Origin of the sequence: Isoptericola croceus (assembly GCF_029382255.1) — a bacterium.
In the GTDB taxonomy this organism is placed as follows: domain Bacteria; phylum Actinomycetota; class Actinomycetes; order Actinomycetales; family Cellulomonadaceae; genus Isoptericola; species Isoptericola croceus.
Window position 1 is genome coordinate 385,240 of record NZ_JARLLG010000001.1, and the last position, 13,569, is coordinate 398,808.

The following is a 13,569-nucleotide window of genomic DNA, read 5'->3' on the forward strand; positions in this document are numbered from 1 at the left end:
GGCGTGCGGCGACGCCGCGTGCGCACGGAGATCACCCGGTCCGGTACCCCGTGCGACCCGAGGGAAGTTATGACCGCCGCTGCCGACCGTGCCGCCACCGCACCGACCCCGCGCCCGACGCTCGACACCGTGGAGAACGCCGCGGCGACCCCGGGCGAGACCCAGCCGTACGGCGAGCTCGGGCTCAAGGCCGACGAGTACCAGCGGATCCGCGACATCCTCGGGCGGCGCCCCACGGCCGCCGAGCTCGCGATGTACTCCGTGATGTGGTCCGAGCACTGCTCGTACAAGTCGTCCAAGAACCACCTGCGCAAGTTCGGTGACCGGGTCACGCCCGAGATGACCGAGCACCTGCTCGTCGGCATCGGCGAGAACGCCGGCGTCGTCGACATCGGCGACGGCTGGGCGGTCACCTTCAAGGTCGAGTCCCACAACCACCCGAGCTACGTCGAGCCCTACCAGGGCGCCGCCACCGGCGTCGGCGGCATCGTGCGCGACATCATCTCGATGGGCGCGCGCCCCGTGGCCGTGATGGACCAGCTGCGCTTCGGCGACGTCAACCACCCCGACACCGCGCGCGTCGTGCACGGCGTGGTCTCCGGCGTCGGCGGCTACGGCAACTCGCTCGGCCTGCCGAACATCGGCGGTGAGCTCGTCTTCGACTCCTCCTACCAGGGCAACCCGCTCGTCAACGCGCTGTGCCTGGGCGTGCTGCGGCACGAGGACATCCACCTCGCCAACGCCTCCGGCACCGGCAACAAGGTGATCCTGTTCGGCGCGCGCACCGGTGGCGACGGCATCGGCGGTGCCTCCATCCTCGCCTCGGAGACGTTCGAGGACGGCGTGCCCGCCAAGCGGCCGTCGGTGCAGGTGGGCGACCCCTTCATGGAGAAGGTGCTCATCGAGTGCTGCCTCGAGCTCTACGCGGCGAACGTGGTCGAGGGCATCCAGGACCTCGGCGCGGCCGGCATCTCCTGCGCGACCTCCGAGCTCGCCTCGAACGGCGACGGCGGCATGCACGTCGACCTCGACGACGTGCTGCTGCGCGACCCCTCCCTGAACGCCGGCGAGATCCTCATGTCGGAGTCGCAGGAACGCATGATGGCCGTGGTCACCCCCGAGAAGCTCGACGAGTTCCTGGCCATCACCGGCCGGTGGGACGTCGAGACCTCCGTCATCGGCGAGGTCAACGGCTCGGGGCGCCTGACCATCGACCATCACGGCCAGCGCATCGTCGACGTCGACCCGAAGACCGTGGCGCACGAGGGCCCGGTCTACGACCGCCCGTACGCGCGCCCGGCCTGGCAGGACGAGCTGCAGCGGGCGTCCGTCGCGGGCCTCGGTCTGGCCCGCCCGGAGTCCGGTGCCGAGCTGCGCGCCACGGCGCTGCGCCTGCTCGCCTCGCCGAACCTCGCCTCGGCCGCCTGGGTGACGGACCAGTACGACCGCTACGTCCAGGGCAACACGGCGCTCGCGCAGCCCGACGACGGCGGTGTGGTCCGCGTCGACGAGTCGACCGGGCTGGGCGTGGCCCTGGCCACCGACGCCAACGGCCGCTTCGGCAAGCTCGACCCGCGGGCCGGCGCACAGCTCGCCCTGGCCGAGGCCTACCGCAACGTGGCGACCACCGGCGCGCAGCCGCTCGCCGTCACCGACTGCCTCAACTTCGGCTCCCCGGAGCACCCCGACTCGATGTGGCAGCTCGTCGAGGCCATCGAGGGCCTGGCCGACGCCTGCCAGGAGCTCGGCGTGCCCGTCACCGGCGGCAACGTCTCGCTGTACAACGGCTCGGGCGAGCCCGGGCAGATCGACTCCTCGATCCACCCGACGCCGGTGGTCGGCGTCCTCGGTGTCATCGAGGACGTGCGCACCGCGCTGCCGTCCGGCTGGCGTGCCGAGGGGCTGGCGGTGCTGCTGCTCGGCGCCACCGCCGACGAGCTCGACGGCTCGGCGTGGGCCGATGTCGAGCACCAGCACCTCGGCGGTCTCCCGCCGCGGGTGGACCTCGCCGCGGAGCGTGCGCTGGCAGGCGTGCTCGTCGAGGCGCGGCGCTCCGGTGCGGCGAGCGCGGCGCACGACCTGTCGGAGGGAGGCCTCGCACAGTCGCTGATCGAGGCGTCGCTGCGCTACGGCGTCGGGGTCTCGGTCTCGCTCGACGCGCTGACGGCCCGTGACGACGTGACCCCGTTCGCCGCGCTGTTCAGCGAGTCGACCGCGCGGGCGCTCGTGGCGGTCGCGCAGGACCGCGAGGCCGAGGTCGTGGCGGCCGCGGAGACGGCGGGCGTGCCGGTCACGCGTCTCGGGGTGACCGGTGGCGACGCCGTCGCCGTGGCGTTCGGCGACGAGTCCTTCGAGATCCCGCTGGACGAGGCGCGCGAGGCGCACGAGGGCACGCTGCCCCGCATCTTCGGCTGAGACGGAGGTGCAGCGGAGGGTGCGGGCCGAGGCACGAGGCGCTCGCCCGCAGCGGAACCGCAGGCTCGGCCGACACGAGCTCGGCTGAGACGGAGGTGCAGCGGAGGGTGCGGGCCGAGGCACGAGGCGCTCGCCCGCAGCGGAACCGCAGGCTCGGCCGACGACGGCTCGGCTGAGACTGCTCAGGCTTCCGAGTTCTCCGAGGAGATCATCCATGCCTGCTTCTCCAGGTCGGCGATGATCTCGTGCAGCAGGTCGGCCGAGGTCGGGTCCTCGGCGTCGACGTCGTCGTGCACCTCGCGGACGATCTCGACCGTCTGCGCGACCCGCTCGACGATCGCGTCGACGGTGTCGCCGACCGGGACGAGCCCTGCGGGGTAGGGCGACAGGTCGGTCGTGGTGGCGACCGTCTCCGTGCGGCCGTCGGGCACGGCCTGGAGCGCGCGGAGGCGCTCGGCGACGGTGTCGCTGTGGTCGCGGGCGACGTCGACCAGCTCGTCGAGCTGCAGGTGCAGGTCGCGGAAGCCGCGGCCGGTCACGTTCCAGGGGGCCTGCTTGCCCTGGGCGTGCAGGTCGACCAGCGCCACGAGGACCCGCTGCAGGTGGGTGCGGAGCTTCTCCGACGCGGTGGCGCGCTGCGTGCTGCGGTGGATCGACGGTGCGGACATGGTGTTCCTCGCTCTCTGGAACGATTCCAGGTGAGGCGCATCTCCGCAGGTCCGCCAGCAAGGCCCGGCATACATGGGGCGGGTGGCCAAGGGCAGCCGAACCTTCCTCGAGGGCTCAGCAAAAAGGTGGCGCACCTCACTATGATGGGGGGAAGGGAGGTTCCCGATGACGTGGCCGCTGGTGTACCTCATGGCGGTCGTGCTCGTGCTCACGACCATGGCCGTCGGCTCCTGGCTGCGCTCGGCGCCCCACCGGGCGTCCGTGGATCGCCGCCGTCGCCGGCGGGCGGGGCCCGACCCGCTCGTCACGCTGGCGATCCAGATGCGTCTCGGCGAGCTCGCGCACGAGCTGCGTGCGGTCGCCGAGGATCCCGAGGTCTATGCCCGGGCGCACCACTGGCGTGCCGTGCAGGGCGCCTACGACGCGATGCTGCGCGAGGCGTGCCGCGCGGCCGGGCTCGCCGTCGTCGACCGGCCGCTGCGGGCGGACGAGGCGTCCACCGAGTCGGAACGCATGCGTGAGGAGCTCGAGCTCGCCTCGCGCGGCTGGTCCTGGTGAGGGCCGCCGGGTGTAATGTCGAAGTGACGCCGCTCACTCGCCTGGACAGGGACGGCACGAGCCGAGGCGGCTCCGAGGATCGGACGGCACGATGATCAGCTCAACCTCTTCCCCCACGGTCCAGGACGCGGCGCGGTCCCTCCAGGGTGTGCCGGGCACGGGATTCCCTGGCCAGCTGACGCGTCGGTACGCGGCGCAGGCCCAACGTGCCGCAACGGACCGGACGGAGGTCTGACATGTCCGGTTCGAGTGACAGACCGCTCGCGGTCCCGGCCGCCGTACGCCCCCGCTCGGCGGGGCGGCAGATGACCCGCGACTACTCGGTCCTGGCCAAGATCGTCCGGGAGTCCGGGCTGCTCCGACGCAGGTACGGCTACTACTGGACACGACTGGGCCTCACCGTGACGGCGTTCGGCGCGGTGTGGGTGGGCGTCGTGCTGGTCGGGGATTCGTGGTGGCAGCTGGCGCTGGCGGCCGCGCTGGCGTTCGTCCTGGCCCAGCTGGCGTTCCTCGGCCACGACAGCGCCCACCGGCAGATGTTCCGCTCCCGGCCGTGGAACGACTGGACCGCTCGCATCCTCGCGAACGCGTTCGTCGGGCTGAGCTTCTCGTGGTGGACCGCCAAGCACGACGCTCATCACACCGCGCCCAACCAGGTGGGCCAGGACCCGGACATCTCGCCGGGTGTCATCGCCTTCACGCCGGAGGTCCTCGCGAGCCGGCGTGGCTGGCGGGGCGTGCTCGCCCGGCGCCAGGGCTGGTTCTTCTTCCCGCTCCTGACCCTCGAAGGGCTGAACCTGCACGTCGCGAGCGTGCGCACGCTGGTCGCCCGGCGTCCCGTCCCGCACCGGGCCGTGGAGCTCCCGCTCCTCCTGGGGAGGCTGGTGCTCTACGTCGCGGCTCTCGCGATCCTGCTGCCGCCCGGGATCGCGGTCTCGTTCCTCGCGACACAGCTCGCCGTCTTCGGCGTGCTGCTGGGCGGTGCGTTCGCCCCGAACCACAAGGGCATGCCGATCGTCCCGGCCGGCGCCGACGTCGACTTCCTGCGCCGGCAGGTGCTCATGTCCCGCAACATCCGCGGCAACCTGGTGGTCGACCTCCTCATGGGGGGTCTCAACCGGCAGATCGAGCACCACCTGTTCCCGAGCATGCCGCGGCCGAACCTCAAGCAGGTCCAGCCCCTGGTCCGGGAGTACTGCGCAGAGCTCGGCGTCACCTACACCGAGGTGGGGTTCTTCACGTCCTACCGGATCGTGGTCGGCTACCTCAACGACGTCCCGGGGCGCGCTCGGGACCCGTTCTCCTGCCCGCTCGCCGCCAGCCTGGGGCGGTAGCGGCGACGCGCGGTCTGGGCGGCCTCGTGAGGAACGAGGTGTAGCGTCGAGATATCCGGGCGAAGGTGCCCCGTCTGAGGTGCGCGGGCCCGGAACCGCTAGGAGGCCGTCATGGCCGCCCCACACGTCTACCGCACGACCAACGGCCAGCCGAGCACGCCCGGCCCGCTCTGGACCGGGGCAGGAACGTCCCCACGGTCTCGACGGACGGTCATTCCCATCGCGCGGACGCCGCGCACCCGCGCCGGCGTGGCATGGGTCGGCCTCTGCATCGCCGGTCTGCTCCTGGTCGCCCTCGTGACGTTCATGGTCCAGAACACGCAGCCGGTGCTGATCTCGTTCCTCGGCATGCAGGGCACGATCTCGCTCGCCCTCGCCCTCCTCGTCGCGGGGGTCGGGGTGGGCGCCATCGCCCTGGTCGTGGGGACGGTCCGCATCGGACAGCTCCGCCGTCGGGTCTCCCACGGCGGCTGACCCCCGGGGACACACCGACGGCCCCGCGCCTCGCCCACTCGGGGCGGGCGCGGGGCCGTCGTGCGTGCTGTGGTCAGAGCGTGTCGATCGCCGAGTTGAGGGTCTTCGACGGCCGCATGACGGCAGCGGCCTTGTCTCCGTCCGGGTAGAAGTAGCCCCCGACGTCGACCGGGTTGCCCTGCGCCGCGAGCAGCTCGTCGACGATCCTCGACTCGTTCTCGGTCAGGGTGGCGGCCAGCGGGGCGAACGCCGCGGCCAGCTCGGCGTCCTCGGTCTGCGCGGCCAGCTCCTGCGCCCAGTACAGGGCGAGGTAGAAGTGCGACCCGCGGTTGTCGATGCCACCGACCCGGCGCGTCGGGGACTTGTCCTGGTCGAGGAACGTCCCGGTCGCGCGGTCCAGCGTGTCCGCGAGCACCTGGGCGCTCGCGTTGCCGGTCACCCGGGCGAGGTGCTCGAACGACGCCGCCAGTGCGAAGAACTCGCCGAGCGAGTCCCAGCGCAGGTAGTTCTCGGCCAACAGCTGCTGGACGTGCTTCGGCGCCGAACCGCCGGCGCCCGTCTCGAAGAGCCCGCCGCCGTTCATCAGCGGCACGATCGAGAGCATCTTGGCCGACGTGCCGACCTCGAGGATGGGGAACAGGTCGGTGTTGTAGTCGCGCAGCACGTTCCCCGTCACCGAGATGGTGTCGAGTCCCTCGCGGATCCGGTCCAGGGAGTAGCGCGTCGCCTCGGCCGGGGCCATGACGAGGATCTCCAGACCGTCCGTGTCGTGGTCCGGGAGGTACTGCTCCACCTTGGCGATGAGCTGGGCGTCGTGCGCGCGGTTCGCGTCCAGCCAGAACACGGCCGGGTCGCCGGACTCGCGGGCGCGGCGGACGGCCAGGGCCACCCAGTCACGGATCGGTGCGTCCTTGGTCTGGCAGGCGCGCCAGACGTCGCCGGCCGCGACGTCGTGGGAGATGAGCACCTCGCCGGCGGCGTTCACGACCTCCACGGTGCCGTCGGCGGGGATCTCGAAGGTCTTGTCGTGCGAGCCGTACTCCTCGGCCTTCCTGGCCATGAGGCCCACGTTGGGCACCGATCCCATGGTGGCCGGGTCGAGGGCGCCCTTGGCACGGCAGTCGTCGATCACGGCCTGGTACACCCCGGCGTACGAGGAGTCGGGGATGACCGCGAGGGTGTCGTGCTCGGCGCCGTCCGGGCCCCACATGTGGCCGCCGATGCGGATCATCGCCGGCATCGAGGCGTCGATGATGACGTCGGAGGGCACGTGCAGATTGGTGATGCCCTTGTCGGAGTTCACCATCGCCAGGGCGGGGCCGTCCTCGAGACCCTTCGCCACGGCGGCCTTGATCGCCTCGCCGTCGGGCAGGGCGTCGACGCCGGACAGGATGCCGGCCAGGCCGTCGCGGGACGAGAGCCCCGCGGCCTTGAGCTGCGCGCCGTACTGCTCGAAGACCTCGGGCAGGAACGCCTCGACGATGTGGCCGAAGATGATCGGGTCGGAGACCTTCATCATGGTGGCCTTGAGGTGCGCGGAGAACAGCACGCCCTCGGCCTTCGCCCGCTCGATCTGCTCGGCCAGGAAGCGGTGCAGCGCGGCGACGGACAGGAACGTCCCGTCGACGACCTCGCCCTCCTCGACGGCCAGGCCGTCCTTGAGGACCTCGGTGCCCTCGGCGGTGCGCAGGCGGATCGTCAGGGTGTCCGCGGCCGGCATCGTCACGGACTTCTCGTTCGAGAAGAAGTCGTCCGCGCCCATCGTGGCGACGTTCGTCTTCGACTCCGGGACCCACTCACCCATGGAGTGGGGGTGCGCCTTGGCGTAGTTCTTCACGGCCGCCGGGGCGCGGCGGTCGGAGTTGCCCTCGCGCAGGACGGGGTTCACCGCGGAGCCCTTGACCTTGTCGTAGCGGGCGCGGGTCTCGCGCTCGGCGTCGGTGCGCGGCTCCTCCGGGTAGTCCGGGATCGCGTAGCCCTGGCCCTGCAGCTCGGCGACGGCTGCCTTGAGCTGCGGCACCGACGCGGAGATGTTGGGCAGCTTGATGATGTTCGCCTCGGGCGTCGTCGCCAGCCGGCCGAGCTCGTCCAGGGCGTCACCGACGCGCTGGGACTCGGTCAGGTGCTCCGGGAACTGGGCGAGGATGCGCCCGGCGAGGGAGATGTCGCGGGTGTCGACCTCGACGCCGGCCTTCGCCGCGTACGCCTGGACGATCGGGAGGAACGAGTACGTCGCCAGCAGCGGCGCCTCGTCGGTGTAGGTGTAGAGGATCCGGGCGGCGGCTGGCTGGGACTGGGTCGTCATGCGGAGGCGCTCCTGAGGACGTCGAGATTGCTTGATGTCAAGATACTTTGCCGCGAGGTGCCGTGTCGAAACCACGTCTCCCTCGGCGCGCGTCGGCGCACCGGCAGAACTACGGTCGTGGCGTGCCCACCCGAGACCTGCGACTAGCGCCTGCCAGCCCCGAGGACGTCGTGTCCGCGCTCGCCGCGCTGCGCGCCGAGATCGGGGTCCCGGCGATGTACCCGGCCGACGCCCGGGCGGAGGCGGAACGTGCGGCACGCGGCGACCTGAAGGACTTCCGGCAGGACCGTCGGGACATCGACTTCGTGACGATCGACCCGCCCGGGTCCCTCGACCTGGACCAGGCGGTCCACGTCGCGTCGTCGGGCCACGGGTACATCGTGCGCTACGCCATCGCGGACGTCGCGGCGTTCGTCTCGCCCGGGGGTGCCCTGGACGCCGAGCTGCACCGACGCGGGCTGACGTTCTACGGGCCCGACGCGCACACGCCGCTGCACCCGACCGTCCTCTCGGAGGGGGCGGCGAGCCTGCTGCCCGACCAGGACCGCCCGGCGGTGCTGTGGACGACCGCTGTCGACTCGTCCGGCGAGATCACGAGCACCACCGTCACCCGGGCGGTCGTGCGCTCGCGGGCGCGGCTCACCTACGGCGAGGCGCAGACGGCGCTCGACGCCGGGTCCGCGCCGGAGTCGCTGACGCTCCTGGCCGACGTCGGGCGGCTGCGGCACGCGCGCGAGCAGGAGCGCGGGGGCGTCTCGTTGGCGGTCCCCGAGCAGGAGGTGGTGCGCCGCGCCGACGGCGGCTACGACCTGGAGCTGCGCCGCACCCTGCCGATCGAGGAGTGGAACGCGCAGATCTCGCTGCTCACGGGCATCGCGGCGGCCGGGCTCATGCGTGAGGCCGGGGTGGGGATCTTCCGGACCCTGCCCCCGGCGGCGTCCCGTGACGTCGCCAGGCTGCGGCGCACGGCGGCGGCGCTCGGGATCGAGTGGCCGGAGGACACGAGCTACGCCGAGCTGCTGCCACGCCTCGAGTCCCGTCGGGCGGCCCACGCGGCGTTCCTGAACGAGGCGACGACGCTCTTCCGCGGTGCGGGCTACCTCGCGTTCGGTGTGCCGGGGCCGGACGGCGGTGCGCGCGTCGGCCTGCCGGCGGACGCCCGGCACACGGCGATCGGAGCGGAGTACGCCCACGTCACAGCGCCGCTGCGACGTCTGGTCGACCGGTACGGCGCGGAGATCTGCCTCGCGCAGTCGGCTGGCCGCGACGTGCCCGAGTGGGTCCTCGCGGCGCTGCCCGCGCTGCCGGGGACGATGCAGGACGCCGCGCGCCGCGCCGGCACCTTCGAGCGGGCGTGCGTCGACATCGTCGAGGCGGTCCTCCTCGGGTCGCGCGTCGGCCGGCACTTCGACGCGGTGGTCGTGGACGTCGACGGCGGTACCCGGGCGGGTGCCGACAGGCCTGGACGGGCGCGGGGCCAGGTCATGCTCAAGGAGCCGGCGGTCCGTGCCGCCGTGGTGGGCGCGGACGGTGCCGAGCTGCCGCTCGGGGAGCGGGTACGGGTGACCCTCGCAGAGACCTCGGTCGCGGAGCGGCGGGTGCTCTTCACCCTGCCGTGACGCGGCGTCTAGGGTGTCCGCATGCCTGCACGACGACGGACGGACCCGGCGGCCGGCCGCGCCGCGGTCGCGCAGTGGCTGACCGGCGGGACGGACCGCCGCGGCACGACGACGGCCGTCCGGTTCACGCTGGAGGAGCTCGCCGCCGTCGCGCCCGGCAACGCCGTCGAGGTGCGGGTGCCGCCGGCCGGCGCGGTGCAGGCCGTGGCCGGACCTCGCCACACCCGCGGCACGCCGCCCAACGTCGTGGAGACCGACGCCGAGACGTGGCTCGCCCTGGTCACCGGGCGCCTCGCATGGCCCGACGCCGTCGCGGCGGGACGCGTGCACGCGTCCGGGGAGCGGGCCGACCTGTCCGCATGGCTCCCGCTGCAGGCGGCGCGCACGCGTTGAGCCCCCGGCACGGCGGCGCCCGGGCGAGTCCGTCGGCGATGTGCCTACGGTGAGGAGCCAGGCGGTGGTCGGACCTCGGCACCTCGTGCCGTCCTGACCCGGTAGACAAGGAGCGGCGCGATGAACATCTCGGCGTACCCCGACGAGTTCGCGCGCCGGGCGGCCTCGGTGCTCGGTGCCACCATCGAGGCGAGCGTGATCGTGCGTGAGCACGGGGTGTCGTTGCGGGCGGGCAGCAGCACCGCCTCCGCCGCCCGCTGCGACCAGGCCGAGTCCATGGCGAACAGCGGTCCCTGCATCGCCGCGATGGACCAGCACTCGGTCCGTGTCGTGCCGGAGATCTCCGAGGCGGCCGGCTGGGTGGCCTGGCGCGACCAGTCGCTCCGGGAGGGCTACTCGTCCGCGCTGGCGGTCCCCGCGCTCGTGGGAGACGGGATCGCGGTCGCGCTGAACCTCTACTCCCGCTCGCCCGACCCGTGGACGCCCGAGCTGCTGACCGCCGCCGACGGCTACGCCCAGCTCATCGCCTCGATGGTGCGCGTGCACATGGAGCTCGCCGAGCTGGAGGACGTCACGGCCGGCCTGTACCGCCACATGTCCGACGCCCTCGTCACCGAGCGTGCCGTGGGGGCCATCATGCACACCAACGAGTGCAGCGAGGACGAGGCACGGCGGATCCTGGAGTCCGCGTCGCACCACCGCAACGTCGGGCAGCGCGAGGTCGCCGAGACCATCCTGCGTGCCCTGGTCGACGTCGACGTCCCCGGGCAGGAGGAGCAGGGGTCGACCGCCTGACCGGCTCGTGGTGCGGTTGTCGGTGGGCGGCGATAGCGTCGCGGGCACCGGCCTGCTGCCGGCAGCACAGCCGTGACCTGGGGTTCAGCCCTCGTTCACACCGGGCTGCTTGGCTGGGCCCACCTGTCGACCCAGCCGAGGAGACCAGCGTGACCGCCACGTCACCGACCCTGCGACGCCTCCGGACCACCTGGACGGCGGCGCTCGCCGCGGTGCTCGTGCCGGCCGCTGTCGCGTTGCCCACCGTCCCGTCCGCCGCCGTGCCGTCGCCGGGCTCCGCCGTCGTCATCGACGAGGTCTACGGCGGCGGTGGCAACAGCGGCGCCGTCTACGACCGGGACTTCATCGAGCTGTACAACCCGGGGGACGAGCCCGTCGCGCTCGACGGCTGGTCCGTGCAGTACGGCTCCGCCACAGGCACCACCTGGTCAGGTCAGACCGACCTGACCGGTGAGGTCCCTGCGGGCGGGTCGTTCCTCGTCGCGCAGGCCTACGGCAGCAACACCGACCTGCCCGACCTCCCGGCACCCGACGTGGAGGGAACCATCGCCATGTCGGGCACGGGGGCGAAGGTCGCGCTGGTCTCCTCGACCGAACGGCTCTCGTGCCTGGGCGCGGCATGCGCTGACGTCGCCGACCTCGTCGACCTGGTCGGCTGGGGCTCGGCGAACACCTACCTGGGGGGCGCACCCGCTCGGGCCACGACCAACTCGACGTCGGTGTCGCGGGTCGAGCACGTCAACACCGTCGACAACGCCGCCGACTTCACCATCGGGACGCCGACGCCCGCCGGCAGCGGCGCCGACCCGGAGCCCGAACCGACCCCCACGCCGACCGACGAGCCCGAGCCGCAGACCGTCACGATCGCGGAGATCCAGGGCACCGGCAGTGCCTCGCCGCTCGTGGGCGAGACCGTCACCACCCGCGGCGTCGTGACCGCGGCATACCCGACCGGCGGCTTCGACGGCCTCTACCTGCAGACCGAGGGCTCCGGGGGCGACCCGGCCGAGGACGCCACGCCGGGCGCCTCGGACGCCGTCTTCGTCTACTCGGCGGACGCGGCCGGGCAGGTCGCCGTGGGTGACCATCTCGAGGTGACGGGCGTGGTCGGCGAGTACTTCGACCTGACGCAGGTCACGCCGACGTCGTGGACCGTGCTGGACGAGCCCGCCGCCGCCGTCAAGCCCACCGCGACCACCTGGCCCGCCACCGAGGCGGAGCGTGAGGCGCTGGAGAGCATGCTGCTGGCGCCCCAGGGCGACTACACCGTGACCGACAACTACTCCACGAACCTCTACGGCACCGTCGGGCTGGCCGCGGGGGACACCCCGCTGGTGCAGCCCACCTCGGTCGGCAGGCCCGGCTCGGACGAGGCGACCGCCCAGGCGGCCGACAACGCGGCACGCGCCGTCCAGCTCGACGACGGCGCCACGTGGAACTACTCGGGCTCCGCCCGTTCAGCCACGCCGCTGCCGTGGCTGAACGACGCCGACCCGGTGCGCGTCGGCGCGACGGTCACGTTCACGGGGCCGGTGATCCTCGACTACCGCTACAGCGCCTGGTCCTTCCAGCCGCTCGAACAGCTCACCGGCGAGAACGCCGACCTCGTGCAGCCCGCCACGTTCGCCGACACCCGGGAGGCCTCGCCCCAGGACGTGGGCGGTGACCTGACCGTCGGCACCTTCAACGTGCTCAACTACTTCACCACCACCGGGGACCAGGTCGACGGCTGCCAGTACTACACGGACCGCGCGGGCAACCCGATCAGCGTGCGCACCGGCTGTCTCGCCCGCGGTGCCGCCGACGCCGAGAACCTGGAGCGCCAGGAGGCCAAGATCGTCGCCGCGATCGGCGAGCTCGGAGCCGATGTCGTCGCGCTGGAGGAGGTCGAGAACTCCGCCGCGTTCGGCAAGGACCGGGACCAGGCGCTCGCCGACCTGGTCGACGCACTGAACGCTGCGGAAGGGGCCGGCACCTGGGCGTACGCGCCCTCGCCGGCGGAGGTTCCGGCCGACGAGGACGTCATCCGCAATGCCTTCATCTACCGCCCGGACGCGGCCGAGACGGTCGGCGAGTCGCGGATCCTGCTGGGTTCCGAGGCCTTCGGCAACGCCCGCGAGCCGCTCGCGCAGGTGTTCCAGCCGGCCGGCGGAGCGGCGACCGACGCGGGGGACGACGTCCTGGTCGTCACGAACCACTTCAAGTCGAAGGGGTCGGCCGGGCCGTGGCCCGGTGACGCCGACGCCGGCGACGGGCAGGGCGCGTCGAACGAGTCGCGCGTCCGACAGGCGACGGCGCTCGTGGACTTCGCCGACGAGGTCGCGGCCGACGCCGGGACCGACCGGGTGCTGCTGGCGGGCGACTTCAACGCCTACGAGCAGGAGGACCCGATCAAGGTCCTGACGGACGCCGGGTACACCGACCTGGGTCCGACGACGGGGAAGTACTCGTACTCCTTCGGCGGTCAGGTGGGTTCGCTCGACCACGTGCTCGCCTCCCCGGCGGCTCTCGACGCCGTGACCGGCACGGACATCTGGAACATCAACGCCTACGAGCCCGTGGCGAATGAGTACAGCCGGTACAACTACAACGCGACGATCCTGTACGACACGACGCCCTTCCGTTCCTCCGACCACGACCCGCTGCTGGTCGGTCTGGATCTCGGGGCGGACGGCCCCACCGAGCCCACGGACCCCGCCTGGGAGCGCGGCGTGGTCTACACCGCAGGCGATCGGGTGAGCCACGACGGCCAGGTCTTCGAGGCGCTGTGGTGGACCCGCGGCGAGACGCCCGGATCGAGCCCGTGGGGCGCCTGGGCGGAGGTCGGTCAGCCCGTCGAGACCGACGCCGGCACGTACCCGGCATGGACCTCCTCGCAGGTGTACGTCGGTGGCGAGACCGTGGTGCACGACGGCGAACGGTGGCAGGCACGCTGGTGGACGCGGAACCAGGAGCCGGGCCTCGCACACGGACCCTGGCAGAGGCAGGGCTGACCGGACGGGTGCGC

10 protein-coding genes are annotated in these 13,569 nt (G+C 72.6%); 8 read left to right on the plus strand and 2 right to left on the minus strand.

Features of this window, described 5'->3' with window-relative positions:
- Positions 1 to 69: 69 nt before the first annotated feature.
- The gene (gene purL / locus PZC42_RS01760) at positions 70 to 2,415 is read left to right on the plus strand and encodes a phosphoribosylformylglycinamidine synthase subunit PurL (protein WP_277207770.1); all 2,346 of its coding nucleotides are present in this window, start codon (positions 70 to 72) and stop codon (positions 2,413 to 2,415) included.
- Positions 2,416 to 2,597: 182 nt separating this feature from the next.
- On the opposite strand, the gene PZC42_RS01765 is transcribed toward purL, so the two are convergent.
- A complete protein-coding gene (locus tag PZC42_RS01765) occupies positions 2,598 to 3,083 on the minus strand; it encodes a Dps family protein (RefSeq protein WP_277207772.1) in 486 nt (161 codons plus the stop codon).
- Positions 3,084 to 3,249: 166 nt separating this feature from the next.
- On the opposite strand from PZC42_RS01765, the gene PZC42_RS01770 reads away from it, so the two are divergent.
- The 3 genes from PZC42_RS01770 (at position 3,250) to PZC42_RS01780 (ending at position 5,450) form a co-directional block, all read left to right on the plus strand.
- Entirely contained in the window at positions 3,250 to 3,642 is a 393-nt protein-coding gene (locus PZC42_RS01770) for a hypothetical protein (protein WP_277207774.1), read from the plus strand.
- Between the two features lie 236 nt (positions 3,643 to 3,878).
- Complete coding sequence (locus PZC42_RS01775; RefSeq protein ID WP_277207776.1) at positions 3,879 to 4,976, plus strand: fatty acid desaturase family protein; 1,098 nt, start codon at positions 3,879 to 3,881, stop codon at positions 4,974 to 4,976.
- Positions 4,977 to 5,087: 111 nt separating this feature from the next.
- Entirely contained in the window at positions 5,088 to 5,450 is a 363-nt protein-coding gene (locus PZC42_RS01780) for a LapA family protein (RefSeq protein WP_277207778.1), read from the plus strand.
- Between the two features lie 73 nt (positions 5,451 to 5,523).
- Here PZC42_RS01780 and PZC42_RS01785 read toward each other — a convergent pair whose 3' ends face one another.
- A complete protein-coding gene (locus PZC42_RS01785; RefSeq protein WP_277207780.1) occupies positions 5,524 to 7,755 on the minus strand; it encodes an NADP-dependent isocitrate dehydrogenase in 2,232 nt (743 codons plus the stop codon).
- 122 nt (positions 7,756 to 7,877) lie between these two features.
- Here PZC42_RS01785 and PZC42_RS01790 point away from each other — a divergent pair, with 122 nt between their 5' ends.
- The 4 genes from PZC42_RS01790 (at position 7,878) to PZC42_RS01805 (ending at position 13,555) form a co-directional block, all read left to right on the plus strand.
- A complete protein-coding gene (locus tag PZC42_RS01790; RefSeq protein ID WP_277207784.1) occupies positions 7,878 to 9,374 on the plus strand; it encodes an RNB domain-containing ribonuclease in 1,497 nt (498 codons plus the stop codon).
- A 21-nt stretch (positions 9,375 to 9,395) separates the two neighbouring features.
- Entirely contained in the window at positions 9,396 to 9,767 is a 372-nt protein-coding gene (locus PZC42_RS01795) for a sterol carrier family protein (RefSeq protein WP_277207786.1), read from the plus strand.
- A 120-nt stretch (positions 9,768 to 9,887) separates the two neighbouring features.
- Positions 9,888 to 10,562: a GAF and ANTAR domain-containing protein gene (locus PZC42_RS01800; protein WP_277207788.1), complete on the plus strand. Its 675-nt coding sequence runs from the start codon at positions 9,888 to 9,890 to the stop codon at positions 10,560 to 10,562.
- Between the two features lie 149 nt (positions 10,563 to 10,711).
- Positions 10,712 to 13,555 (plus strand): ExeM/NucH family extracellular endonuclease, encoded by a 2,844-nt coding sequence (locus PZC42_RS01805; RefSeq protein WP_277207792.1) that lies wholly within the window; start codon positions 10,712 to 10,714, stop codon positions 13,553 to 13,555.
- Positions 13,556 to 13,569 lie beyond the last annotated feature (14 nt).